The 22,775-nt window shown below is 62.8% G+C and carries 25 protein-coding genes; 9 read left to right on the top strand and 16 right to left on the bottom strand.

Features of this window, described 5'->3' with window-relative positions; translation table 11 throughout:
- Positions 1-115: 115 nt before the first annotated feature.
- From cysB to ACNFIC_RS15120, 3 genes are all read right to left on the bottom strand, one after another.
- A complete protein-coding gene (gene cysB / locus ACNFIC_RS15130; protein ID WP_138220884.1) occupies positions 116-1,090 on the bottom strand; it encodes an HTH-type transcriptional regulator CysB in 975 nt (324 codons plus the stop codon).
- Between the two features lie 117 nt (positions 1,091-1,207).
- A complete protein-coding gene (locus tag ACNFIC_RS15125; RefSeq protein ID WP_138220885.1) occupies positions 1,208-1,705 on the bottom strand; it encodes a universal stress protein in 498 nt (165 codons plus the stop codon).
- A gap of 97 nt (positions 1,706-1,802) precedes the next feature.
- A complete protein-coding gene (locus tag ACNFIC_RS15120; RefSeq protein ID WP_138220886.1) occupies positions 1,803-2,750 on the bottom strand; it encodes a putative 2-dehydropantoate 2-reductase in 948 nt (315 codons plus the stop codon).
- Between the two features lie 119 nt (positions 2,751-2,869).
- Here ACNFIC_RS15120 and ACNFIC_RS15115 point away from each other — a divergent pair, with 119 nt between their 5' ends.
- Both ACNFIC_RS15115 and ACNFIC_RS15110 read left to right on the top strand, forming a co-directional pair.
- Positions 2,870-3,301 carry a PilZ domain-containing protein gene (locus ACNFIC_RS15115; protein WP_416781309.1) on the top strand — a complete coding sequence of 144 codons (432 nt, stop codon included), beginning with the start codon at positions 2,870-2,872 and terminating at the stop codon, positions 3,299-3,301.
- 162 nt (positions 3,302-3,463) lie between these two features.
- Positions 3,464-4,540 carry a 3-deoxy-7-phosphoheptulonate synthase gene (locus ACNFIC_RS15110; RefSeq protein ID WP_416781308.1) on the top strand — a complete coding sequence of 359 codons (1,077 nt, stop codon included), beginning with the start codon at positions 3,464-3,466 and terminating at the stop codon, positions 4,538-4,540.
- 60 nt (positions 4,541-4,600) lie between these two features.
- Here ACNFIC_RS15110 and ACNFIC_RS15105 read toward each other — a convergent pair whose 3' ends face one another.
- Entirely contained in the window at positions 4,601-4,882 is a 282-nt protein-coding gene (locus ACNFIC_RS15105; RefSeq protein ID WP_110994199.1) for a GNAT family N-acetyltransferase, read from the bottom strand.
- A gap of 500 nt (positions 4,883-5,382) precedes the next feature.
- Here ACNFIC_RS15105 and oprI point away from each other — a divergent pair, with 500 nt between their 5' ends.
- Positions 5,383-5,634 carry an outer membrane lipoprotei OprI gene (oprI, locus tag ACNFIC_RS15100; RefSeq protein ID WP_003259780.1) on the top strand — a complete coding sequence of 84 codons (252 nt, stop codon included), beginning with the start codon at positions 5,383-5,385 and terminating at the stop codon, positions 5,632-5,634.
- Positions 5,635-5,767: 133 nt separating this feature from the next.
- Here oprI and ACNFIC_RS15095 read toward each other — a convergent pair whose 3' ends face one another.
- The 3 genes from ACNFIC_RS15095 to ACNFIC_RS15085 form a co-directional block, all read right to left on the bottom strand.
- The gene (locus ACNFIC_RS15095) at positions 5,768-6,745 is read right to left on the bottom strand and encodes a L,D-transpeptidase family protein (protein ID WP_138220889.1); all 978 of its coding nucleotides are present in this window, start codon (positions 6,743-6,745) and stop codon (positions 5,768-5,770) included.
- Between the two features lie 106 nt (positions 6,746-6,851).
- Positions 6,852-7,133 carry a hypothetical protein gene (locus tag ACNFIC_RS15090; protein ID WP_138220890.1) on the bottom strand — a complete coding sequence of 94 codons (282 nt, stop codon included), beginning with the start codon at positions 7,131-7,133 and terminating at the stop codon, positions 6,852-6,854.
- 58 nt (positions 7,134-7,191) lie between these two features.
- Positions 7,192-7,797, bottom strand: coding sequence for an arylesterase (locus ACNFIC_RS15085; protein ID WP_138220891.1), 606 nt, complete (start codon positions 7,795-7,797; stop codon positions 7,192-7,194).
- 10 nt (positions 7,798-7,807) lie between these two features.
- On the opposite strand from ACNFIC_RS15085, the gene ACNFIC_RS15080 reads away from it, so the two are divergent.
- On the top strand, positions 7,808-8,491 hold the full coding sequence (locus ACNFIC_RS15080) for an ABC transporter ATP-binding protein (protein WP_416781307.1): 684 nt from the start codon (positions 7,808-7,810) through the stop codon (positions 8,489-8,491).
- Positions 8,491-10,998, top strand: coding sequence for an ABC transporter permease (locus ACNFIC_RS15075; protein ID WP_416781306.1), 2,508 nt, complete (start codon positions 8,491-8,493; stop codon positions 10,996-10,998). Before ACNFIC_RS15080 ends, ACNFIC_RS15075 begins: the two co-directional genes overlap by 1 nt.
- A 36-nt stretch (positions 10,999-11,034) precedes the next feature.
- Here ACNFIC_RS15075 and greB read toward each other — a convergent pair whose 3' ends face one another.
- The 4 genes from greB to ACNFIC_RS15055 all read right to left on the bottom strand — a co-directional run bounded on the left by greB (position 11,035) and on the right by ACNFIC_RS15055 (position 14,070).
- Entirely contained in the window at positions 11,035-11,508 is a 474-nt protein-coding gene (greB, locus tag ACNFIC_RS15070) for a transcription elongation factor GreB (protein WP_138220894.1), read from the bottom strand.
- Between the two features lie 76 nt (positions 11,509-11,584).
- Complete coding sequence (locus tag ACNFIC_RS15065; RefSeq protein WP_138220895.1) at positions 11,585-11,893, bottom strand: hypothetical protein; 309 nt, start codon at positions 11,891-11,893, stop codon at positions 11,585-11,587.
- A gap of 226 nt (positions 11,894-12,119) precedes the next feature.
- Positions 12,120-12,554, bottom strand: a complete 435-nt coding sequence (locus tag ACNFIC_RS15060; RefSeq protein WP_138220896.1) for a DoxX family protein — start codon at positions 12,552-12,554, stop codon at positions 12,120-12,122.
- A 115-nt stretch (positions 12,555-12,669) separates the two neighbouring features.
- Positions 12,670-14,070: a transglycosylase SLT domain-containing protein gene (locus ACNFIC_RS15055; protein ID WP_138220897.1), complete on the bottom strand. Its 1,401-nt coding sequence runs from the start codon at positions 14,068-14,070 to the stop codon at positions 12,670-12,672.
- A gap of 159 nt (positions 14,071-14,229) precedes the next feature.
- Between ACNFIC_RS15055 and ACNFIC_RS15050 the strand changes: the two genes are divergently transcribed.
- The 3 genes from ACNFIC_RS15050 to ACNFIC_RS15040 all read left to right on the top strand — a co-directional run bounded on the left by ACNFIC_RS15050 (position 14,230) and on the right by ACNFIC_RS15040 (position 17,149).
- Positions 14,230-15,036 (top strand): TatD family hydrolase, encoded by an 807-nt coding sequence (locus ACNFIC_RS15050; RefSeq protein ID WP_416781305.1) that lies wholly within the window; start codon positions 14,230-14,232, stop codon positions 15,034-15,036.
- An 86-nt stretch (positions 15,037-15,122) separates the two neighbouring features.
- A complete protein-coding gene (locus tag ACNFIC_RS15045) occupies positions 15,123-16,601 on the top strand; it encodes a methyl-accepting chemotaxis protein (RefSeq protein ID WP_138220899.1) in 1,479 nt (492 codons plus the stop codon).
- A 179-nt stretch (positions 16,602-16,780) separates the two neighbouring features.
- Positions 16,781-17,149 carry an Mpo1-like protein gene (locus ACNFIC_RS15040; RefSeq protein WP_138220900.1) on the top strand — a complete coding sequence of 123 codons (369 nt, stop codon included), beginning with the start codon at positions 16,781-16,783 and terminating at the stop codon, positions 17,147-17,149.
- Between the two features lie 48 nt (positions 17,150-17,197).
- Here ACNFIC_RS15040 and ACNFIC_RS15035 read toward each other — a convergent pair whose 3' ends face one another.
- The 3 genes from ACNFIC_RS15035 to ACNFIC_RS15025 all read right to left on the bottom strand — a co-directional run bounded on the left by ACNFIC_RS15035 (position 17,198) and on the right by ACNFIC_RS15025 (position 19,138).
- Positions 17,198-17,995: an acyl-CoA thioesterase gene (locus ACNFIC_RS15035; protein WP_416781304.1), complete on the bottom strand. Its 798-nt coding sequence runs from the start codon at positions 17,993-17,995 to the stop codon at positions 17,198-17,200.
- Between the two features lie 82 nt (positions 17,996-18,077).
- Positions 18,078-18,845, bottom strand: a complete 768-nt coding sequence (locus ACNFIC_RS15030) for a CHAD domain-containing protein (RefSeq protein ID WP_138220902.1) — start codon at positions 18,843-18,845, stop codon at positions 18,078-18,080.
- Positions 18,846-18,859: 14 nt separating this feature from the next.
- Positions 18,860-19,138 (bottom strand): hypothetical protein, encoded by a 279-nt coding sequence (locus ACNFIC_RS15025; RefSeq protein WP_138220903.1) that lies wholly within the window; start codon positions 19,136-19,138, stop codon positions 18,860-18,862.
- A 154-nt stretch (positions 19,139-19,292) separates the two neighbouring features.
- On the opposite strand from ACNFIC_RS15025, the gene ACNFIC_RS15020 reads away from it, so the two are divergent.
- Positions 19,293-20,333 carry a patatin-like phospholipase family protein gene (locus ACNFIC_RS15020; protein WP_138220904.1) on the top strand — a complete coding sequence of 347 codons (1,041 nt, stop codon included), beginning with the start codon at positions 19,293-19,295 and terminating at the stop codon, positions 20,331-20,333.
- A 92-nt stretch (positions 20,334-20,425) separates the two neighbouring features.
- Here the strand turns inward: ACNFIC_RS15020 and ACNFIC_RS15015 are convergent, their stop codons facing one another.
- Together ACNFIC_RS15015 and hupB are read right to left on the bottom strand one after the other, a co-directional pair.
- A complete protein-coding gene (locus tag ACNFIC_RS15015; RefSeq protein ID WP_416781303.1) occupies positions 20,426-22,285 on the bottom strand; it encodes a SurA N-terminal domain-containing protein in 1,860 nt (619 codons plus the stop codon).
- Positions 22,286-22,465: 180 nt separating this feature from the next.
- Positions 22,466-22,738 (bottom strand): nucleoid-associated protein HU-beta, encoded by a 273-nt coding sequence (gene hupB / locus ACNFIC_RS15010; RefSeq protein WP_054883552.1) that lies wholly within the window; start codon positions 22,736-22,738, stop codon positions 22,466-22,468.
- Between the last annotated feature and the right edge of the window lie 37 nt (positions 22,739-22,775).

Below are 22,775 nucleotides of genomic sequence, written 5' to 3'. Positions count from 1 at the left end.
GACCGCACAACACCTGCGTTCTGTTCCTGCTCCCTAAAATTTTTAAGCAATAAAGTAAAAAGCAGCCTTCACACGGGCTGCTTTTTCTTGAAGCTTGAAGCTTGCTGCTTAACCCTCAGTGCACTGGCAGCTCAACGCCCTCGAACAGTGCTTCAAGCTCCTGCTTGTTGTGGCACTGGATGGCCTTGGCCATCACTTCACGGGTCAGGTGCGGGGCGAATTTCTCGATGAAATCGCACATGAAACCACGCAGGAAGGTGCCGCGGCGGAAGCCGATCTTGGTGATGCTGGCCTCGAACAGCTCGCTGGCATCCAGGCAGACCAAGTCACTGTCAAGCTTCGGATCGACCGCCATCTTGGCCACGATACCCACGCCCAAACCCAGACGCACGTAGGTCTTGATCACGTCGGCATCGGCAGCGGTGAACACCACTTTCGGGGTCAGGCCACGGTGATTGAACGCCTCGTCGAGCTTGGAACGGCCAGTGAAACCGAACACATAAGTGACGATTGGGTACTCGGCCAACGCCTCAAGGGTCAACTTGGGCAGCTTGGTCAGCGGGTGCCCTTGCGGCACCACCACGCAGCGATTCCACTTGTAGCACGGCATCATGATCAGATCGCCGAACAGCTCCAACGCCTCGGTGGCAATGGCAAAGTCGACGGTGCCGTCGGCAGCCATCTCGGCGATCTGCATCGGCGAGCCTTGGTGCATGTGCAGCGCCACTTCCGGGTACTGCTTGATGAAATTGCTGATCACCGGCGGCAAGGCATAGCGCGCCTGGGTGTGGGTCGTGGCGATGGACAGTGTGCCCTTCTTCTCGTTGGAGAACTCTTGCGCGATCTGCTTGATGCTCTCGACCTTGCGCAGGATCTCGCCCGCCGTGTTGATGATGCGCTCACCGGCCGGCGTGACGCGGGTCAGGTGCTTGCCACTGCGGGCGAACACTTCGACACCCAGCTCGTCCTCGAGCAGGCGGATCTGCTTGCTGATCCCAGGCTGGGAGGTATACAGGCTCTGCGCCGTCGCGGAAACGTTGAGGTCATGGTGCGCCACTTCCCAGATGTAGCGCAGTTGTTGAAGCTTCATAGATATCCCTCAAAGACGGTGAGTCACCGGCAGCTGGCCGCGACGAGTTATAACTATATTAGTGGCTCCAGCAATAAATCTAGAACTATTTTGTTACATCGATTCCTACAGGCAGGGTTATGTTTTCCTACGCCCAAGGTGCTGCGCCAGCGGCACCATGTACACCGGCACCGATGCCAGCTGCAACAACCTCACCGCCGTGCGCCCCAGCGGCACATCCACGCCCGCGCCGGCACTGTGGCTACCGAAGATCAGTAGGTCGACCGCCAGGCGCCGGGCCTGTTCGAGGATCACATGGGCCGGATCGCCCTGGCGGACCCGCACCGCACGAATCAGTGCAAGGTCGGCCTCCTCACCCAACTCATCACGAAAGCTCTCCAACACCCGCTGCTCGATGTTGGCCATGACCGTATTGACGCCCTCGCCGTGCAAGGTGTCCAGGGTCTGCTCATCGAGGTAGCTCTGCAGCAAGGATTCGGCAAACTGCCCCATGGGCTCTACCGCATGGATGACATACAGTTCAGCGTTGAACGTCCGCGCCAGCGCCAACGCGTGCTGCAGGACAAACGGCGCGTACACACCGAGGTCGGTGGCGTAGAGCATGGAGCGGATCATTCGACCTCCTCAACAGCCATGGCGGCAGAGCAAGGTTGAGCTTAGCAGCGCGCAGCCCACGCGCCTCGCCGTCTGGCGCTGCTTGATTGGGCACGGTTCAGGCCGCCAGGTTGCGCCGATCGAGGAACGCCAGCGCCTGATACAACGCCTGCATGCGCGGCAGATGGCAACCGGCCGCGGCAGCCCTGCGCAGGGGCTCGGCGTAGATCGCCTGCAACTCCAAAGGACGCTGGTGCACATGGTCGTGGTACATGCTCGGCCAATAGTCCGGCATCTGCTCGGTGATGCGCAGCAGGTGCGCGGCATAACCTTGCGGCAGCACTTGACCGCAGGCCCTGGCTCCCTCGACCACCTCGTCCATCAATGCCTGGACCAACCCACGGCTGTCCACATCGGCCATCAGTGGCGTGGTGCTGGCCTGCAACAGCACCGACAGGCCGTTGTAGGGCACGTTCCACACCAGCTTCTGCCAGCGCGCCTGATCGAGATCAGTCATGGCCTGGGAGTCGATGCCGGCGGCGCGGAACAACCCAGCCCCCGCCTCCACCAGTGCGGCACTGTCATGGCCTGCCGGGCCGCTGTGGTAACCCAGGTTGACCGCACCCAGGGCCTGATGACGGATCTGACCCGGCGCCTGGCGATGCACGCAGATAAAACACAGCCCACCGAGCAGGTGCATATCGGCCCGCAACGCCGGGCGCAGCTGCTCCTCGACGCCCAGGCCATTTTGCAACAGCACCACCTTGGCGCCGGGGGCTGCGGCCTGGACGATCAGCGGTGCCAGCTCGGCATTGTTGGTGGCCTTGGCGCCCACCAGCAGCCAGTCGCAAGGTGGCATGTCGGCCGCAGACGCATAGGCCTGCACCGCCAATTTCACCTGTCCATGCAGGGCACTGTCGAGGGTTAGCCCGTGCTCCTGCACGGCGAGATACTCGCTGCGCAATAAAAAGTGCACATCGAAGCCAGCACGGGCCAGCATCAGGCCATAAAAACCACCGATGGCCCCACTGCCAATGATACCGATGCGGGTACTGCGAGGATTCATACGGTTCTCCTGGGCGTGAGTCATGTTGTTCGTCCGTTTTTCTACACGCAAATCAGCCGGTTTTTGATCGGTCACTATACTGGGGGAAACAATGTCAAATAATCGACACGGAGTCGACAATGTGCGGATACCTGCCCCACCCCGACGACATTCCGGTCGAACTCACCTTGCGTGCGACCTCGAGCCTGTACCGCCGCCACTTGCACACCCAAGGCCTGGGCGGCATCGCCTGCCTGCAATCGCGCGCCTACCGGCCCGGCACGGCGGTGGAGGTATTCCTCCCATCGCTTGGCCTGGACGCCCGCTACCCAGGCTACGTGGCATGGTGCCAGCGGCTGGAACAGGGCTACCGGGTGGGCATTGCCTTCACCGACAGCCAAGCGTTGTTCGGTGCACGCATGGGCGAGCAGGTCTGCCAGATTCATCGCTATTGCCAACTGCACGCGCATGACACCCCAGCCAACGGCGATGCGCAACAACTCGCCGCGCAATGGGTAAGCCTGCACGCCGAGGCGTTTTCCGAGGCCAGCCTGCGCGCGCCCGAGGGCTGAAAAAGCCGCAATGCCCGTAAAAACCCCGTATCGACGGGGCCCAGCCCATTGTCGCGCCCCCGCTAACGCGCTAAGGTTCGGCCTCCCCGCTGCGAACAATCTGCTGCTGGGCCGCACGGGGGATCGCTGGCGGCCGGCACCCGTGACCTGACGAGTAACACGATGGCTGATTTACCGATCGATGACCTTAACGTTGCCTCCAACGAGACCTTGATCACCCCCGATCAGCTCAAGAAGGAAATCCCTCTCAGCGCCAAGGCCCTGCAGACCGTGACTGCCGGCCGCGAAGTGGTGCGCAATATTCTCGACGGCAAGGACCATCGCCTGTTCGTGGTGGTCGGCCCATGCTCGATCCATGACATCAAGGCGGCCCACGAGTACGCCGAGCGTCTGAAGGTGTTGGCCGAAGAAGTCTCCGACACCCTGTACCTGGTGATGCGCGTCTACTTCGAAAAACCGCGTACCACCGTCGGCTGGAAAGGCTTGATCAATGACCCGTACCTGGACGACTCGTTCAAGATCCAGGACGGTCTGCACATCGGCCGCAAGCTGCTGCTGGACCTGGCCGAAAAAGGCCTGCCCACCGCCACCGAAGCCCTCGACCCGATCTCCCCGCAGTACCTGCAGGACCTGATCAGCTGGTCGGCCATCGGCGCGCGCACCACCGAATCGCAAACCCACCGCGAGATGGCCTCGGGCCTGTCCTCGGCAGTCGGTTTCAAGAATGGCACCGACGGTGGCCTGACCGTGGCGATCAACGCCTTGCAGTCGGTGTCCAAGCCGCACCGCTTCCTGGGCATCAACCAGGAGGGCGGCGTCTCCATCGTCACCACCAAGGGCAACGCCTACGGCCACGTGGTACTGCGCGGCGGCAACGGTAAGCCGAACTACGATTCGGTCAGCGTCGCCCTGTGCGAGCAGGATCTGGCCAAGGCCAAGATCAAGGCCAACATCATGGTCGACTGCAGCCACGCCAACTCCAACAAGGATCCGGCACTGCAACCGCTGGTGATGGAAAACGTCGCCAACCAGATCCTCGAAGGCAATCAGTCGATCATCGGCCTGATGGTCGAGAGCCACCTGAACTGGGGCTGCCAGGCCATTCCAAAGAACCTGGACGAGCTGCAGTATGGCGTTTCGGTGACCGACGCCTGCATCGACTGGGCCGCCACCGAGAAAGCCTTGCGCAGCATGCGCGCCAAGCTCAAGGACGTACTGCCGCAGCGCCAGCGCGGCTGAGCTTGACGCACACGAAAACGCCGGGCAATGCCCGGCGTTTTCGTATCTGCAATCGCCGTTTCAGGCTTTGCTGGAGTGGCGCTGTTGGCGCTCCATGTAGCGCTCCACATAGGAGCACGACGGAATCACGGTGTAGCCCATCTGCTCGGCGTACTCCAGGGCCTTCTCGGTCAACGCTGCGGCGATGCCACGACCACGCAGAGCGTTGGGCACGAAGGTGCGGTAGATATCCAGCGTCTGCTTGCCCAGGTCCATGTACGTGAGGTAGGCCCGGTGACCGTCCACATTGGTCTCGAACTGATGACCGGCCTGGTCATGGTGGATGGTCAGCGTCTCGCTCATCACTATTCCTCACAGGTCTTGGGCAGACCCTTGCCTTACCAATGGGGTTATTCAGCGCAGGTTCCTCTGCACCACCTCTGCCCCTTGGACAATTGCGCGATCAGGATCGTTCTTGCCGTGGGAGCACCTACAAATAGTAGGCGGCGCGTGCGGGATTGCTCAAGCGGCCCTTGAGAAAATGCCACGCATAGGTTTAATCGACCTTCGCCAGAGGAGCGCAACAGTAGCCTGATGCTCTTTGGGCTATGACGCTGACTGACAGTTAAAGTCACCTTTAGTTCACAAAAAAGTTCCCCAGCTACAACCAGTTGCGTGCGCACCACAGCATGTTCATCGGTTACTCGCAGATCCCGTCCTGGCGAGCTTGCAACGACATTTTTTTTGCAGTTCTTGCGCTCAGTCAGTTTACTTACTACAAGTAATGGGTACTATGTACGCCGGCCAGTTTCTCTTTTCCGAGAGATGGCTCTTTTTATAGAAAGTCCTTGAAGGGGAACACGATGAACAACGTTCTGAAATTCTCTGCTCTGGCTCTGGCCGCCGTTCTGGCTACCGGTTGCAGCAGCGTATCCAAAGAAACCGAAGCTCGCCTGACCGCTACCGAAGACGCAGCAGCTCGCGCCCAAGCTCGTGCAGACGAAGCTTACCGCAAAGCTGACGACGCTCTGGCAGCTGCTCAGAAGGCTCAGCAAACCGCTGACGAAGCCAACGAGCGCGCTCTGCGTATGCTGGACAAAGCCAGCCGCAAGTAATAATCCTCACGGATTGTTATGGAGCCGACCCACCTGTGGGTCGGCTTTTTTTTGCCGTGCAAACAGCCTGCCCGACAAATAAAAAGGGCCTGCACTAAGGCAGGCCCCCGCAACACAAGGCACTCGCGCAGGCTTACTGCAATTCGGCCGGAATGCTCGAAACGACCGGCGCTGGTGCACCGGCAGCGGCGGGCACGGCGATCTCGACCGGCATGCCATCTTCGGCGGCCACCACATCTCGCACCATATCCCAGTTCATGCGCAAGTTATTGGCCAAGTCGTCACGCTTGAGCAGCGCATTGATCACGGCCGTATGCTTGTCGACCACCGACGGATCGCCGTGGTCGTCCAACGGCGTGTGGGCTTCCAGATAGACCTTGCCAGCGCTGATACCGAATTTATAGGGCTCATTCATAATGCGCACAGGCGTGCCCACCGGAACCATCTTCGACAGCTCCAGCACATTGTTGTTGAGCATACGGAAGCAACCATGGCTGGTGCGCATGCCAATGCCGAACTTCTTGTTCGACCCATGGATCAGGTAACCCGGTACACCCAGGGTGAACTTGAACGGCCCCAGGGGGTTGTCCGGGCCGGCGGGCACTACCGCAGGCAGAATATCGCCGTCAGCGGCGTGCTCGGCACGGATCGAGGCCGGCGGGGTCCAGGTGGGGTTGGGCGTCTTGGCGGTGATCTTGGTGTTGGCAATCGGCGAGCCCCACCCTTCCCGACCGATACCCAGCGGGAAGGTGTGTACCACGTTCTGCCCCTTGGGGTAGTAGTACAAACGGTACTCGGCAAGGTTGATGACGATACCCTCGCGCGGGCCAGGCGGCAGGATGTAGCGCGTCGGCAAGACGATCTCGGTGCCAGCACCGGGCAGCCACGGGTCGACGCCCGGGTTGGCGGCGATCATCTCCAGATAGCCCAGATCGTTGGCGGTACCGATATCAGCGAAGGTGTCTTCGTATTTGGCCTTGATCACACGGACCTGCCCCACGACGTCCTCACCGGGCGGCGGCAAGGGCAGCTCCAGCGCGAGCGCAGGGCCGGCGACCAACAGGGCAGCCAGGCAGAGGTGACGGGTGACGGCAGGAAAGCGCGACAACATCCGGGAAGTCCTTCGAAAGATCAGTCAAGGGAAACGATTGTACACCTGCCCCGAAACAAGCGGGAGACGTTGGCGGCCTGCCAGATTTTCAGATGATGAAAGGCGCTCAGAGTTCCGGCCATATCGGCCGCATGCCACGCCGCTGGGCGTCGAGGATGGCCTTGCACAACGGGCACAGGCGCCCATCACGATAGATGCTGCGCTCTACCCCAGACCAGCGCGGCTGCGCGGGCAGCAGGCCACCGCACAGGGTACGATCCACCGGTACGCCCAGTTCGAGTTGGCGGGCAGCCAGATGCACACGCACTTCCTGGCAGGCGAACAGGTCAAGTTGTTCGTCAGGCTCGATCAGTTGATAGGCGTACAGGGACCAGGCGGGGCGGGGCATCGGGGGCACTCGAATCGGGGGGCGCAACATTAGCCGAAAGCGGCCCCCGATAAAAGCATCACAACAAGGGTTTTATCGTCGGCCAGGCATTTTCCAGCAGCCGCTGCTGAGCCCCGGCAGCCGGGTGCAGTCCATCGGCCTGCATCATCTCGGGAACACCCCCGACCCCCTCTAGGAAGAACGGCACCAGCGCAACCTTTTTCTGGCTGGCCAGCTGTTCGTACACCTGGGCGAACGCGGTCGTATAGCGCACGCCGTAGTTGGGCGGCAGGCGCATGCCCAACAGCACCACGCGCGCGCCGGCCTCGCGGGTGCGATCGATCATCGAGGCAAGATTTTGTTGCAATTGTGCCGGCGGCTGTCCGCGCAGGCCATCGTTCCCGCCCAGTTCCAGCACCACCAGGTCTGGCTTGTGCGCTGCAAGCAGCGCCGGCAGGCGTGCCTGGCCGCCAGCACTGGTGTCACCGCTGATCGAAGCGTTGACCACTTGAGCGTCGAAACCCTCATCCTTCAGCCGCTGTTGCAGCAGGGTGACCCATCCCTGGCGGGTATCCAGGCCAAAACCGGCGCTGATACTATCGCCGACAACCAGCACGGTTCCTGCCGCCGCCCCTTGGGCCAGGCAACACAAGGCCAGGCCGGCACTCAACCACCACATTCGCATCGGATTCTCCATGGGCCCCAGCATTCTCGTTGCGCAGAACCTTAGCAAAGTGGTCCCCAGCGCGGAAGGCGACCTGACCATCCTCCACGCCCTGTCCCTGGATCTGGCCCAAGGCGACAGCCTGGCTATCGTCGGTGCATCAGGCTCCGGCAAGTCCACCCTGCTTGGCTTGCTCGCCGGCCTCGACCGCCCGAGCGCCGGAAAGGTCGTGCTGGCCGGCAACGACCTCGGCCCGCTGGATGAAGACCAGCGCGCGCGCGTGCGCGCCGAGCACGTCGGTTTCGTGTTTCAGTCGTTTCAACTGCTCGACAGCCTCAATGCGCTGGAAAACGTCATGCTGCCCTTGGAACTGGACGGGCGCCGCGATGCCCGCGAACATGCCCGCAGCCTGCTGGAGCGGGTCGGCCTGGGCAAGCGCTTGAGCCACACCCCACGTCAGCTGTCCGGTGGCGAGCAACAGCGGGTGGCGATCGCGCGAGCCTTCGCCGCGCAGCCTGCCGTGCTGTTCGCCGACGAGCCTACCGGCAATCTCGATAGCCACACCGGCGAGCGCATCAGCGACCTACTGTTCGAGCTCAACCAGGAGCGCGGCACCACCCTGGTGCTGGTGACCCACGACGAACGCCTGGCGCGGCGCTGCCGACGCCTGATCCGCCTGGATGCGGGGCGCCTGGTCGCGCCCCTGGAGCCATGATGAGCCGCCTGTCGTTGATGCGCCTGTGGGCGCTGGCGCTGCGCCAGCTACTGCGTGATGCCCGCGCCAGCGAAGTGCGCGTGCTGTTCTTCGCCTTGCTGGTGGCGGTCGCGGCGAGCACCGCGATCGGTTACTTCGGTGCCCGCCTCAACGGCGCCATGCAGCTGCGCGCCAGCGAATTCCTCGGCGCCGACTTGGTGCTGCAGGGTAGCGCGCCGGCTAGCGAACAGCAGCTCGCAAACGGCTTATCACGGGGCCTGCTGCATGCCAAGGTGGTGGAGTTCACCAGCGTGGTCGGCGCCGAAAACGGCATCCAGCTGTCGAGCATCAAGGCCGTCGATGCCACCTACCCCCTGCGCGGCCAGTTGCGCAGCGCCCCCGCCCCCTTCGGCGCAGAGACAACCGGCGGCGGCCCTGCGCCTGGCCAGGCATGGGTCGAGCCGCGTCTGCTGGTAGCCCTGGGGCTGGGTATTGGCGACAGTATCGATGTCGGCATGAAGACCCTGCGCATAACCCGCGTGCTCACCTATGAGCCCGACCGCGCCAACAACTTCTATAGCCTCACCCCACGCGTGCTGATCAACTTGGCCGACCTGGAAGCCACCGGCGTCATCCAGCCCGGCAGCCGGGTCAGCTACCGCGACCTCTGGCGCGGCGAGCCCGAGGCACTGGCGCAGTACCGCAAGACAATCGAGCCGTCGTTGGCAGCCAACCAGCGCCTGCTCGACACCCGCGACGGCAACCGCCAGATCGGCGGCGCACTGGGCAAAGCCGAGCGCTACCTGAACATGGCCAGTCTGGTGGCGGTGTTGCTGGCTGGCGTGGCCGTGGCGCTCTCGGCCAGTCGCTACGCTGCACGGCGCCTGGACGCCAGCGCCCTGCTGCGCTGCCTTGGCTTGTCGCGCCAGCAGACCCTGGGCCTGTACTGCCTGCAACTGGCCATGCTCGGCGTGGTCGCCGCACTGGGCGGTGCGCTGCTCGGCTGGCTGGCTCAACTGGGCCTGTTCCGCTTGCTCGAAGGCTTGCTGCCGAGCCAGGTGCCGCCAGGCGGCCTGACCCCGGCGCTGGCCGGCATCGGCACTGGCCTGGTGGCCCTGGCCGGGTTCGCCCTGCCGCCACTGGCGGCACTTGGCCGGGTACCCCCGCTGCGGGTACTGCGCCGTGACCTGTTGCCGATTCCACCCAGCAGTTGGCTGGTGTATGGCGCCGCCTTGCTCGCCCTCGGCCTGATCATGTGGCGCCTGAGCCTGGACCTGCTGCTCACCTTCGCCTTGCTCGGCGGCGGCCTGATCGCCGCACTGGTGCTCGGTGGCCTGTTGCTGCTCGGGCTACGTAGCCTACGCCAGTTGCTGGCTGGCGCCCCCCTGGCCTGGCGCCTGGGCCTTGGGCAATTGCTGCGTCACCCGCTGGCAGCGGCCGGGCAGGCCCTGGCCTTTGGCCTGATCCTGCTGGCCATGGGCTTGGTCGCGCTGTTGCGCGTCGAACTACTGGACAACTGGCAGGCACAACTGCCCAAGGACGCGCCCAACCATTTCGCCCTGAACATCCTGGCCGACGATCGCCAGGCGTTCGCCGAACGCCTGGCACAGCTCAACGCCAGCTCGGCACCGCTGTACCCGGTAATCCCTGGCCGCCTCACGCAGATCAATGACCAGCCGGTGCGTCAGTCCGTGAGCAAGGAGTCCACGGGCGAACGCGCCGTGCAACGCGACCTCAGCTTGACCTGGGCCGCCGAAATGCCCCAGGGCAATGCCCTGACCGCTGGCAGCTGGTGGCAGCAAGCCCCGAGCCCAGACGCGGTGCCCGGTGTGTCAGTCGAGGCGCAGTTGGCGCAAAGCCTCAAGCTTCAACTGGGCGACCTGCTGACCTTCGACATCGCCGGCCAGCAGCGCCAGGCGCGGGTCAGCAGCCTGCGCACGGTGCACTGGGACAGTTTCCAGCCGAACTTCTACATGATTTTCCAGCCCGGCACACTGCAAGGCTTGCCCACCACCTACCTCACCAGCTTCTACCTGGCGCCCGGCCATGATTCGGAGGTGGTCGCGCTGTCACGGGCCTTCCCGGCAGTGACTATCCTGCAAGTCGATGCCCTGCTCGCGCAACTGCGCAGCATCCTCGCGCAAGTGACGCTGGCGGTGGAGTACGTGCTGCTGTTCGTGCTGGCAGCCGGGATGGCCGTCCTATTCGCCGGGCTGCAAGCCACGCTGGACGAACGCATCCGCCAAGGTGCGCTGCTGCGCGCGCTGGGGGCGGCGCGCCCGTTGCTGGTGACGGCACGGCGCATTGAGTTCGGCTTGCTCGGGGCAGTCAGCGGCTTGTTGGCTGCGCTCGGCTGCGAGCTGATCACATGGGCCTTGTACCGCTATGCCTTCGATCTGCAATGGGCGCCACACCCATGGCTGCTTTTGCTGCCACTGGCAGGCGCGGTACTGGTAGGTGGGGCCGGCGTCCTGGGCACTCGCCGCGCGTTGAATGCAGCACCGCTGGCGGTGCTGCGCGAGGGATGAGGCTGGAGTGCGTGCAGCCCCCTCGCAAACCCAGTACTAGGGAGTATAGCGAATGCTGTTGACGTACCAGGTCGCTTCACCGGTGGGCGTATTCACACGCACTTCATCGCCCTCTTCTTTCTTGAGCAGTGCGCGGGCCATGGGCGAGTCGATGGAGATGTAATCGTTACGCCCATGGATCTCGTCATAGCCAACGATGCGAAAACTCAATTGTTCGCCGTCGTCGTTCTCGATTTCCACCCAGGCACCAAAGAACACCTTGCCTTCCTGCTGGGGTGAATAGCTGACCACCTTGACGTCTTCCAGGCGCTTGCGCAGATAACGTACACGCCGGTCGATCTCGCGCAGCAGTTTCTTGTTGTACTGGTAATCGGCATTCTCGCTGCGGTCGCCCAGCGAGGCCGCCCAAGTCACTTTCTGGGTGATCTCCGGGCGATAGACCCGCCACAGATGGTCGAGCTCCTTTTTCAGAGCCTCGTGTCCTTGCGTGGTGATGATGTTGGTGCTCAACGGCGTTCTCCTCAGTGCATCCACAGCAGGCGCCAGGCGCCTGCCGAGTGACCGAGCTTAGCGAAAAAACAGCCGTTCAACGACGGGTGATCAAGCCTTGGCGCGCAATGCGGGTGAGTTGACCGATCACCTCGGCAGCATCTTGTGCAGCCGGTGCCTGGATCACCGCCAGGTCGAAACGGTCGTTGCCGTACTGCTGCAACTGCGCGCAGGTCTCGTAGAACTGAATGAGGAAGGCACGTGCCTGACCCTTGCGACGGGAGAAACCGTCAAGGTTGCGCAGCAAAGTCGGTTGGTGCTGGCCACCGAGCAGAATGCGCGGTGTACGGGAGGCCTGGTCTTTAGGCAGGGGGGTTAGGCAAACACTGGTACGTGGACAACTCATGGAGTCTCTCTCGCCTCGCTGATCCCGCTGGGCAGCGGTGGGAGGCGTCACCGAACCAGCGCTTTAGCGGTATTTCGGCAGACCCGGTGGGGCCAAACCTGCGCCCCGCAAGTAGCTGTTTAAATCGGCGCAATCGGTATGCTAGAGCCTGGAGCCATAAGTTACAAGCCACAAGCTGCAAGTTGATCACATGACCGACTTGCAGCTTATGGCTTGCCGCGATGACTCAGCGAGCGATCAGGCGATCCAGCGACAGGCGACCAGCGCCCTCGATCAGCACCGCGACGCTACCAGCCAGCAATGCCAGGGCGAACTCGTAGCCGTTGTTGGACATGAACAGACCATTTCCAATATGCACCGAGAAAATCGCCACGATCAGCGTGACGCTCAACGCCAGGGCTGCCGGGCGGGCCAACAGGCCAATCACCAGGGCCAGGCCGCCAAAGAACTCGGCGCTGCCGGAGAGCAGAGCCATCAAGTAGCCGGGCGCCAGGCCGATGCTTTCCATCCACTGGCCAGTGCCCTCCAGACCATAGCCACCAAACAGACCGAAGAGTTTCTGTGCCCCGTGGGCCATGAAGATGATCCCGACCAAGATGCGCACGACACTGAGACCGTAGCCGGCGCGGGTGTTCAGCAGAGATTTGATGGCGTTGCTCATGATGTTGCTTCCTTGTTCAAACGGGGAGGTAAGTGTTGATGAGCGCTATCTTAATCAATTCATCGAATAAGAAAATCGCAAAAAACCCGTTTAAACAATCGATAAAATAGATTTGTTATCGCTTACTACCCCGCTCCAGCGCAGCGCGTTCACGATTGAACGCCAGGTAATACTTGTTCACGCTGTTGACGAAGTTCACTGGCCCCATGCCCACCTGTTCCATGGCGATACGTTCGGTCTGGAAAAACCACTGGTTGCCATTGAGCCCGCGCCGACGGGCTTCGGTGCGCATGGCCTGCACCCGCTCAGGCCCCAGGTTGTAGGCCGCGAGGATGAATGCCATGCGCTCGCGCTCGTTGATCGTGGGGCTGGCGAAGAACTTGCGACGGATCAGCGCCAGGTAGCGGGCACTGGCCTGGACATTGCCATCGAGCGTGCTTGTGTTGCTCACCCCCACCCGCTGCGCGGCCGATGGGGTGATCTGCATCAGCCCGTGGGCGCCGCCGGTGCCGCGCGCCTTGGTGTCGAGACTGGACTCCTTGAACGCCAGGGCAGCCAGGTTCAACCAGTCGATCTGCTGATCGGCGCCGTGCTTTTGCAACACAGGGCGCAGCGCCGCCAGACGCTGGCGGTCCTGGCGCGCCAAAGGGTTGTGCACCCGGTACTGACGACGGTAAATGCGCTCGAAAGCCGCATCCTGGTTGTCCGGTGCGCGGTAACCGGCCAGAAAACGGTCCACCGCAGCGCGGAACATCGGCGCATCCTGACGCACGTACCAGCGCATGGCGCCGGGCTGGGCGAGGCGTAGCTTGCTGTCCAGGCGCAGGCGCGGCATCACCCGCGCCCAACGCTGGGCAATCGGCCGCTCGACCACGGTGAGCGGGTAGATCCCGGCCTGAACCATCTCCAACACATCCTCCACCGCCAGCGTCGGGTCGACCCACTCGACCTTGATCGGCGCCCGCTTGCGCAGGGCCAGTTGCTGATTGATAGACTCGATCGCCGCCCCCGCGGCACTGGCGCTGGTCAAGGCAACCGTACGCCCCGACAACTGCTCCACCCGGCTATAGGCGCGCTCGCCCTTACGCCCGACCAACAGCAACGGCACCTGGTCGACCACCGGCGCGCTGGCCGCGACCCCGTGCACCAACGCCGGGTCAAGCAACTCGCCGGGGGCAGCCAGATCGCCCTCGCCACGCTGCAATGCACCAAGCAGTTGCTCCTTGGCGCGAGGAATGATCTTCAAGGTCAATTCCTGGCCATCGCCGACCCGGGCATTGAGCGAGTGCTCCAAGGCTCGCAGCCGATAGTACTCGACACCCACCGGCTCGCCTTTGACCTCACCGGAACTGTTGCGGCTCTGATTGACCAGTACCCGCAGTACCCGGCTCGAACGTATCTGCTCAAGATCGCGCACCTGGCTCGCAGGCAGGTGCTGCTGCGGACCTGGCTCGGCGGCTTGCGCTTGCACGATGGCCAGTAGCCCCAACAGCAGCAATGGAAATAGTCGCAGCATGGAAACAGAGGTCCGAGGGGCGGTAGGCGCGCACTCCATACAGAAGTTCGCTAGGTGATGAAGACGCTTAAAGACCACGGCAACCGTTTGAGGTTCTTGGCTTTTTGGCGTTTTCCCGGTTTTTGCTATGCTGGCCGCCCTGCGGCACGAGGTAGCACCATGCAACTGATCGATATCGGCGTCAACCTGACCAACAGCAGTTTCCACGAGCAACAGGCGGCCGTGGTCGAGCGCGCGGTACACGCGGGCGTCGTGCAGATGGTCCTGACCGGTACCAGCCTGGAGGTCAGCCACCAGGCGCTGGCCCTGTGCGAACAGCTGGATGCTTCGGGCCAACGCCTGTTCAGCAGCGCCGGGGTACATCCCCATGACGCCAGCCATTGGAGCACCGACAGCGAACGTCAGTTACGCCAGTTGCTGACCCAACCGCGGGTCAAGGCTGTGGGTGAGTGCGGCTTGGACTTCAACCGCGACTTCTCCCCTCGCCCAGCCCAGGAAAAAGCCCTGGAGGCGCAATTGGCCTTGGCCGCCGAACTACGCCTGCCGGTGTTCCTGCACGAACGCGAAGCCAGTGACCGGCTGCTGGCAATCCTCAAGGCGTACCGCGACCAACTGCCCGCCGCCGTGGTGCATTGTTTTACCGGCGAGCGCAAGGCGCTGTTCGCCTACCTGGACCTTGACCTGCACATCGGCATCACCGGTTGGATCTGCGATGAGCGCCGTGGCACACACCTGCACCCGCTGGTCAGCAGCATCCCCAGCGGCCGGCTCATGCTCGAAAGCGATGCGCCTTACCTGCTGCCACGCAGCCTGCGCCCGAAACCGAAAAACGGCCGCAACGAGCCAGCATTCCTGGTCGAGGTGCTGCATGAAGTGGCCCGTCACCGTGGCGAAACGCCCGAGCAGCTTGCCGCTCACACCAGCGCCTGCGCCCGAGCGTTCTTCGACCTACCCGCGATTTCTTGATACACATCAAGGCACCCCCTGACATAGGTGGACACAATGATGGCACCTTGCCAACAATCCGTCCGCCAACTCAGAGAAGACCTACCATGGGTGCCTGGCTTAGCAATGTTTCCCTGAAGTACAAGTTCTGGGCCGTCAATGCGGTGGCGTTCGTCACCACCCTGCTGCTGGTGCTGTATGCCGTGCACCTGGAGCAACAAGCGCGCGCCAACAGTGCCCAAACCATGGCCCAGGCCCAAGCGCAGTTGCTGAGCACCTGGCCGGCCGGGCAACCCTTGCCCGCCCAAGCCAACCTGGTTACCTGGCGCACAGGGCAAACGCCGCAGTTCGCAGGCGCCCCCCTCGAAGCCCTGCGCAATGCCCAGGGCTGGGTGGATTTACCCGCCGCCTCGATCCTCGGCGATAACCCGGCCGTCGGTGCCCAGGTGTTCGGCCAAGGCGAGCAGCGCCTGGCGGTGATCGCCCAGGCGCCAAGCCTGAGCCAGGTATTTTTCGATCGCTTCAGCAACTACGCGCTGTGCGTGCTGATCCTCATGCTGGCGATGCTGGGTGCCTCGCAGCTACTGATCCGCTTCCTGCTCAGCCAACTCAATACCCTCAAGGACGTGATGCTGCACGTCGAGCGCACCGGTGATCTGTCGGCACGGGTTCCGCTGGCCTGTGGCGACGAGGTCGGCCAGATGGCCGGTGCCTTCAATGCCATGCAGGCGACCTACCATCGGGTGGTCAACACCGTGGCGCGCACCGCCGCGCAGCTCGACTCGGGTGCCGCACGCCTGGCCGGGAGCATGGATGAGGTACGCCACGGCATGATCGGCCAGCAAAGCGAGACCGACCAGGCCGCCACTGCGATCAACGAAATGACCGCCACTGTGCACCACATCGCCCAGCACGCTGGCGCCACCCGCGACCTCTCACAAACCGCCGACACGCTGGCCGGCAGTGGCCAGGCAGTGGTCAGCCGCGTGCAGGATTCGATTGCCAGCCTGTCCAGCGGCGTACAACAGACCGCTGAAATGATCCGGCAATTGGCCGACGACAGCCAGAAGATCAACGGTGTCGTCGGGGTGATCCACAGCATCGCCGAACAAACCAACCTGCTCGCCCTCAACGCCGCTATCGAAGCCGCCCGCGCCGGCGACCTGGGCCGTGGTTTCGCCGTGGTCGCCGACGAGGTACGCAACCTGGCCAAACGCGTGCAAACCTCGACCGACGAGATCACCACGATGGTTTCCGACCTACAGTCTGGCACCCGCGATGCCGTGGACTTCATGCAGGAAAGCTCGTTCAAGGCCGATGATTGCGTGCGCCAGGCCCAGGAGGCCGGCGAGGCACTGGCCGAGATCACCAGCGCGGTGGCGCAGATGCGCGAAAGCAACACGCAGATCGCCGTGGCCGCCGAACAGCAGAGCCAGGTGGCCGAAGAGATGAACCGCGCAGTGGTAAGCATTCGCGATGTCACCGAGCAAACCGTACAGCAGACGGTGGGCTCGGCCACCACCAGCAGCGAGCTGGCGACCCTGGCCGGCGAGCTGAACAAGGTGATTGGCCAACTCAAGCTCTAGCGCCCTGCCCTGCAAACACGCTGTTCACGTTTGACGGCGCGCCGTGGCGGCCGCCAAACGTGCACACGGTTGCGCCACTGAGCACCCCGAACACCACGCTATGACCATCATAGCCAACCTCGATTGGCCCGCTCTGGGTGGCAGCACTAAGCTTGGACCATGTCTGAGAGGAACTGTCCATGAGCAAACGACTGCCCAACCTCCCCGCCTGGCAATGGCGCGGCTATCACCATAATCACCGCCACCCGGCCAACCTGGTTCTGCACCTGATTGCCGTCCCACTGTTCATCATCGGCGCGTTGCTGGTGCTGTCGGGGCTGTTCGACCTAGATCTTGTGCAAATCGCGGTCGGCCTGATTGCCCTGGTTGCAGGGCTAGGCCTACAGCGCCAGGGTCATCGCCTGGAAGCCGAGCAACCCGAGCCCTTCGCCAACCGTCAGGATGCGATACAACGGCTACTGACCGAGCAATTCATCACGTTCCCCCGCTTCGTGCTCAGCGGCGCGTGGTGGAAAGCGTGGCGGGAACGGCATCAGCATCGACCTTAAGGGTGAACGCAGGCTTAAGGGTGAACGCAGGCTCTGAGCGGCTTTTCATCAGGCAAACACGGTGACCGTTTGCCGACTCAATGCCACCAGTTCACCCTCGGCGCTCCACAGCGCGGCAGCGGCGTGCCCATAGCCATCTCTCGCGTGTTCGGTCTCAACCACATAACGGCACCAGTCCAGCGTCGAAAGCGGCGGCGCAGGTTGAATGAACTCGATGGTCCACGTCAGCGTACTACCAGCCGCCGGCTGCTTGAGATGCGGCAGCAGGCTCGGCGGCCAGGCATCAACCAGCGCCAGTACATGGGCCGCTTCGAGCGGTGCCTCTTCGATATCGCGCAAGCGCACCCAGCCGCCCATCTGGCGTGAAGTGTCACCACTGAACGGCAAGCCACCCACTGCCCAGCGTAACGCCACATGGCGCATGAATGCCGGGGTGACCCCTTGGATGAAGGGCAGCTCTGGCGCGGCGTGTTCAAGCGGGGTGATCGGCGCCGCAGGGTGCGCCTCGACCGCCACGACCGAGGGCCGTCCAGCGCCAAAACTGCCCTGCATCAGCGTGACAACCTGGCCATTTTGCAGCGCCCGACCCAGTAGCGTGCTAACCGCCTTGCCCTCGCGCAGCACCTCCACTTCCAGGCTGATCGGCACCTCGGGCGTCGCCGGGCCAACAAAGGTGATGGCCAGCGAACGCACCGGACGCTCATCACCCAGCTTTAGACGCATCGCCTCATACAGCATGGCCGCCATCAAGCCGCCGAACACCGCGCGCCCTTGGGCCCAGTCGGACGGCACGCTGAGCGCATCAGGGTGAGCACGCGCTGCGGCGAGCAACTCGGTAAAGTTCATGGGCATTGGCTCCAGGGCAAAAGTCTTGATCTTAAACAGCTACCCCGGACTCGGCAGCCCGCATATCGGTCATTTGCAGGGGCTATCGACGCGCCAACGCCTTGCTCAACGCCTCTAGGATGATGTCGGACCGAGCCTGGGCTGCTTGCAGTTCGTGCTCCCAGTCGACCTTGCAGGCGGCCAGATCGGCATGCGCGGGCACCTGCTGCAACCACTGCCAACGGTCATGCCAGTCCCCCAGTACCGCTTGGGCTTTCTTGAGCAGACCTTTGAGCTTGGGCCCGGCATGCTGCAACTGCGGATAGGCTTCATCGCCGTAGCGCACACGCTTGATCAGCAGGCGCATGCGGTGACGATCATGCTCTGGATCGTGCAGTGCTGCGCTCAGTTTTTTCCATTGCTTTTCCAGGCGCTTGTCGATGCGTAGGCGCAACCGCCGCACCAGGCCTTCACGCTCCGCCGCACGCAGAAACACGCTGAACGCGTCGAGAATCATCAATACCCGCGTAAGCTGCGCACTCCCCGCCACACTGGCAAAGCGCTCAGCCTGGCCGTCCAAGCGTCGCTGACCGGCCTGCTGCTGACCGCGAGCAATCAGTTGCGCAGCCAGCACCTCTTGGTCACGCAGCGGCGTTGTCAGGGCCCCCAACGAGCGGGCCGCCTGCTCGAGCTGATCGACCCCAGGCAGACCGCGCAGGGGCCGCAACAGACTGCGCAAACGCCGCACGCTGGTGCGCAGGTCGTGTAGCGCCTCGCTATCGGTATTGGCCGCCAGGCGCTCGCGGCAGGCCAGCAGGCGTACCTGCAAGGCAATGACTTGCCCTACGACGTGGTCGAGCATCGCGGCCATCTAGCACTCCTCGGTCAACGTCCGGCACGCGATTCACGAATATAGAAACGCGCCTTCTCCGCCTTGGCGGTGCAGCTGTCATAGCCCTCCAGCTGTTGCTGAGTCTTGGCCCCGGTGAGCAGCGACAAGGCCTTGGCGTAACTGACGGCACCGGCAAAACCTTCGGACTTGGCCAGGTCCAGCTCTTTCCAGGCGGCATCCAGTTGGGTCGCACAGCTTTCGCGATAGGCCGTCTTGCCAGCGCAGCCAGCCAAGGCCAGGGCAATCAGAGGAACGGTGATCCAGGCTTTCATGGGGGTAACCTCGAAGAAGGGTAACGGTATGGCCGTTCGACGCTGCGGCAAACGAAAAGTGCCCTGCTCAGCGTAGCCCAGCACGCGCTGCATTGAAGCGCAGCCAGCATCCGTGCATTGTGGGCGCATGGTGGCATGAACGCAGGGGAATAGCATGAGCAAACGCGTGGCATTGGTGCTGGGATCGGGCGGCGCCCGGGGGTACGCGCACATTGGCGTGATCGAGGAAATCGAACGACGCGGCTACGAAATCGCCTGCATTGCCGGATGCTCCATGGGCGCGGTGGTCGGCGGTATCTATGCGGCCGGCAAATTGGATGAGTATCGGCGCTGGATCGAGAGCCTGGACTACCTTGACGTGCTGCGCCTGGTGGATGTCAGCTTCCGCTTGGGCGCGATCCGTGGCGACAAAGTGTTCGGACAAATCCGCAAGATCGTCGGCGACATCAACATTGAGCAACTGCGCATCCCCTACACCGCCGTGGCCGCCGACCTCACCAACCAGCAGGAGATCTGGTTCCAGGAAGGCTGTCTACATCAGGCCATGCGCGCCTCGGCGGCGATTCCCAGCCTGTTCACCCCGGTGGTACAAGGTAACCGCATGCTGGTGGACGGGGGGATTCTCAATCCGCTGCCGATCGTGCCGGTGGTTTCCAGCCATTGCGACTTGATCATCGCCGTGAACCTCAACGCCACCAACCAGAAGCAGTATCAACTGCCGGTGATCGAACGGCCCGCGGCCTTCCGCATGCGCTTCGACGCGCTGATCGACTCGCTGGGCTCGCGCTTGCCCTTTCGCCGCAAGCCTGCCGAGCAGCTCCTGCGCCTGGATCAGGAGATCAGTGCCGAAGGCCTGGCTCCGCCCAATCCCTGGCTGGCCGAAGGCGCCGCGCCTGAAGCCCAGCAACCGGCAGCAGCGCCCGAGAGTGAAGGCGCGCCAAAATCAGCAACCGGCTCGTTCATCATCGACAACGTCGGGCCCGCATCGCTACTTGACTTGATCAACCAAAGCTTCGAGGTGATGCAGACATCGCTGGCACAGTACAAGATCGCGGGTTATCCGCCTGATGTACTGATCAACGTACCCAAGCGCGTCTGCCGCTTTTTCGAGTTCTACAAGGCGCCCGAGCTGATCGCCCTGGGGCGGGAAATTGCCAGGGATACCTTGGACAGCCACGAGGGCGTAAGGCACTAGCCCGCCCACGCGGTCTGCAAGAGGCCAGTACCGACTGATGCCAGAAACGCAACAGGCCGCATAAGCGGCCTGTTGCGTCATTGCTGCACCACTCAGTAGCGCGTGATGTCAGCTTTGCCTTCCAGCAGCTTGCGGTACGCCGCGAAGTCCTGGGAGCCCGCACGCGAGGCGAGGTAGCGGCGAATTTGCGCCTTCTCTTCCTCGGTCGCGGCGGCGCCTTCGTTGACACCCCTGAGCTGTAGCACGACCAGGCTGCCATCGGACTGGACCACGCTGGCGTAAACCGGCTTGTCCTTGGACTCAGGCTTGCCCAGACGGAACACCGCCTGCAACTGCGCAGGGTCGATGCCGTCCTGGCCGCGGGTGACCGCTTCCTGGACTTTCCAGTTCTGGCTGGCAGGCTTGACCGAGCCGTCACGCAGACCGGCGATCAGCTTGTCGGCCTTGGCCTTGAGTTCGGCGGTCGCCTTCTCCTTGGCCAAGTGCTCGCTGATGTTCTTCGCAACGGCCTCCAGCGGCAGTTGCTCAGGCTTGCGGTGTTCCTTGACGCGCAGCACCACCACCGTCTCCGGGTCCAACTCGATGCTGTTGCTGTTAGCGCCTTCGTCCATCACTTCTTCGCTGAATGCAGCCTGGATCACGGCGCGATTGGCGGTAACGCCCTCGCCCCCCTCACGGCCGAACGGCGCCGAGGTGTGCACCTTGAGATTCAGGTCCTGGGCCGGCTGGGCCAGGTCGGACGCCTCGAAAGCGGAGTCCTGGAGCTGCTTGGTCGCCTCGACAAAACGCTGCTCCACTTGCTGGGTCTTCAGCTCGTGGGTCAGCTTGTCCTTGAGGCTGGCAAAGCTTGGGACATCCGGCGCCTGCACGCCCAGCAGCTTGATCAGGTGATAGCCGAATTCGGTACGCACCGGCGCGGACACCTGATCCTTGGTCAGCTTGTATAGCGCGTCCTCGAAGGCTGGGTCATAGACACCAGGGCCTGCGAAACCGAGGTCGCCACCGGTGTTGGCCGAGCCTGGGTCCTGGGAGAATTCCTTGGCCAGCTTGGCAAAGTCTTCACCCTTGCCCAGACGCTGCTGGATCTCTTCGATACGGGCCTTGGCCTGGGCATCGCTGGTCTTGTCGTTAACCTCGATCAGGATGTGCGCAGCATGACGCTGCTCGGCAAGGTTGGCGATTTCTTTCTCGTACAGCGCCTTGAGTTCGTCATCGCTGACTTTGACCTGATCAAAGAACGCCGCCTTCTTCAGCTCGACATAGTCGATGACCACCTGGTCGGGAGTCATGAACTCCTTGGCGTGCTGGTCGTAGTGGGCCTTGACCTCCTCGTCACTCACCTTAATGGCGGCCGGGTCGGCCTTGAAGGTCAGCGAGGCGAAATCACGGGTCTGCTTCTCCAGTCGCGCGAATGCCTCTACCTGCTTGTCGGTCACGAAACTGCTGCCGGCAATGCCGGTACGCAGCTGGCCGATCAGCATTTCCTGAGCGAGCATTTCGCGGAACTGCATGCGCCCGTAGCCCATCTGGCGAATGACCGAGTCGAAGCGCTCGGCGCTGAACTTACCATCGACCTGGAACTCCGGCGTCTGCAGGATCAATTGATCCAAGGCGGCGTCGGAGAACGCGAACTTGGCATCTTCGGCGCCCTGCAACAGCAGCTTGCGTTCGATCAGCCCTTTGAGCGCAGCCTCGCGCAGCATTTTCTCGTCCAACAGGGCAGGGTCGAATTCCTTGCCCAGTTGTTGCATCAGCTGACGGCGCTGCATGTCGACGGCCTGGCTCAGCTCATTCTGGCTGATGGTCTGGCCGTTCACCTTGGCGGCGTCCTGGCTATGGCTGGCTGCCTGGAAGATGGCCTCGAAGCCCGTCAACGCCATCAACACGACGATGAGGCCAATGATGGTCTTGGCAATCCAACCTTGTGAATTGTCCCTGATATTTTGCAGCATGCGTCCCCCAGAAACGGTTGTACCACTGCGTCGACAACCGCGGAGCGTGGGTAGAGTCCTGATAGAAGAAAGGCGCATCCAGTGGATGCGCCTTTTCGAAGCGAGCGTGCCAGCGGGAACGTTTGCGACCCGCCGTCACGCGGTCGGCTCAGGCATGGCCCGGGCCGGCTGAAAGACGACTTAGTTGACGGCGTCTTTCAGGCCTTTGCCAGCTTTGAAACCTGGAACCTTGGCAGCGGCGATCTTGATTGCCTTGCCGGTTTGAGGGTTACGGCCAGTGCGCTCTGCGCGCTCTTTGACCGAGAAAGTACCGAAGCCAACCAGAACGACGTCGTCGCCTGCTTTCAGGGCACCGGTCACGGAGTCGATCACAGCATCCAGAGCCTTGCCAGCGGCAGCCTTGGAAATGTCAGCAGATACGGCGATAGCGTCAATCAGTTCCGACTTGTTCACTCTAAGTCCCCTTATATCTCTATTGAGTTTGTTTCTA

The organism is Pseudomonas sp. NY15463, assembly GCF_048068415.1.
In the GTDB taxonomy this organism is placed as follows: Bacteria; Pseudomonadota; Gammaproteobacteria; order Pseudomonadales; family Pseudomonadaceae; genus Aquipseudomonas; species Aquipseudomonas mosselii_C.
This window is presented reverse-complemented; position numbering and strand designations above follow the sequence as displayed.

Excerpts from the sequence above, each read along its gene's own strand:
- cysB (WP_138220884.1), bottom strand. The coding sequence starts at position 1,090 with ATGAAGCTTCAACAACTGCGCTACATCTGGGAAGTGGCGCACCATGAC.
- ACNFIC_RS15125 (WP_138220885.1), bottom strand. The coding sequence starts at position 1,705 with ATGATCCGCTCCATGCTCTACGCCACCGACCTCGGTGTGTACGCGCCG.
- ACNFIC_RS15120 (WP_138220886.1), bottom strand. The coding sequence starts at position 2,750 with ATGAATCCTCGCAGTACCCGCATCGGTATCATTGGCAGTGGGGCCATC.
- ACNFIC_RS15115 (WP_416781309.1), top strand. The coding sequence starts at position 2,870 with ATGTGCGGATACCTGCCCCACCCCGACGACATTCCGGTCGAACTCACC.
- ACNFIC_RS15110 (WP_416781308.1), top strand. The coding sequence starts at position 3,464 with ATGGCTGATTTACCGATCGATGACCTTAACGTTGCCTCCAACGAGACC.
- ACNFIC_RS15105 (WP_110994199.1), bottom strand. The coding sequence starts at position 4,882 with ATGAGCGAGACGCTGACCATCCACCATGACCAGGCCGGTCATCAGTTC.
- oprI (WP_003259780.1), top strand. The coding sequence starts at position 5,383 with ATGAACAACGTTCTGAAATTCTCTGCTCTGGCTCTGGCCGCCGTTCTG.
- ACNFIC_RS15095 (WP_138220889.1), bottom strand. The coding sequence starts at position 6,745 with ATGTTGTCGCGCTTTCCTGCCGTCACCCGTCACCTCTGCCTGGCTGCC.
- ACNFIC_RS15090 (WP_138220890.1), bottom strand. The coding sequence starts at position 7,133 with ATGCCCCGCCCCGCCTGGTCCCTGTACGCCTATCAACTGATCGAGCCT.
- ACNFIC_RS15085 (WP_138220891.1), bottom strand. The coding sequence starts at position 7,797 with ATGCGAATGTGGTGGTTGAGTGCCGGCCTGGCCTTGTGTTGCCTGGCC.
- ACNFIC_RS15080 (WP_416781307.1), top strand. The coding sequence starts at position 7,808 with ATGGGCCCCAGCATTCTCGTTGCGCAGAACCTTAGCAAAGTGGTCCCC.
- ACNFIC_RS15075 (WP_416781306.1), top strand. The coding sequence starts at position 8,491 with ATGAGCCGCCTGTCGTTGATGCGCCTGTGGGCGCTGGCGCTGCGCCAG.
- ACNFIC_RS15065 (WP_138220895.1), bottom strand. The coding sequence starts at position 11,893 with ATGAGTTGTCCACGTACCAGTGTTTGCCTAACCCCCCTGCCTAAAGAC.
- ACNFIC_RS15060 (WP_138220896.1), bottom strand. The coding sequence starts at position 12,554 with ATGAGCAACGCCATCAAATCTCTGCTGAACACCCGCGCCGGCTACGGT.
- ACNFIC_RS15055 (WP_138220897.1), bottom strand. The coding sequence starts at position 14,070 with ATGCTGCGACTATTTCCATTGCTGCTGTTGGGGCTACTGGCCATCGTG.
- ACNFIC_RS15050 (WP_416781305.1), top strand. The coding sequence starts at position 14,230 with ATGCAACTGATCGATATCGGCGTCAACCTGACCAACAGCAGTTTCCAC.
- ACNFIC_RS15045 (WP_138220899.1), top strand. The coding sequence starts at position 15,123 with ATGGGTGCCTGGCTTAGCAATGTTTCCCTGAAGTACAAGTTCTGGGCC.
- ACNFIC_RS15040 (WP_138220900.1), top strand. The coding sequence starts at position 16,781 with ATGAGCAAACGACTGCCCAACCTCCCCGCCTGGCAATGGCGCGGCTAT.
- ACNFIC_RS15035 (WP_416781304.1), bottom strand. The coding sequence starts at position 17,995 with ATGAACTTTACCGAGTTGCTCGCCGCAGCGCGTGCTCACCCTGATGCG.
- ACNFIC_RS15030 (WP_138220902.1), bottom strand. The coding sequence starts at position 18,845 with ATGGCCGCGATGCTCGACCACGTCGTAGGGCAAGTCATTGCCTTGCAG.
- ACNFIC_RS15025 (WP_138220903.1), bottom strand. The coding sequence starts at position 19,138 with ATGAAAGCCTGGATCACCGTTCCTCTGATTGCCCTGGCCTTGGCTGGC.
- ACNFIC_RS15020 (WP_138220904.1), top strand. The coding sequence starts at position 19,293 with ATGAGCAAACGCGTGGCATTGGTGCTGGGATCGGGCGGCGCCCGGGGG.
- ACNFIC_RS15015 (WP_416781303.1), bottom strand. The coding sequence starts at position 22,285 with ATGCTGCAAAATATCAGGGACAATTCACAAGGTTGGATTGCCAAGACC.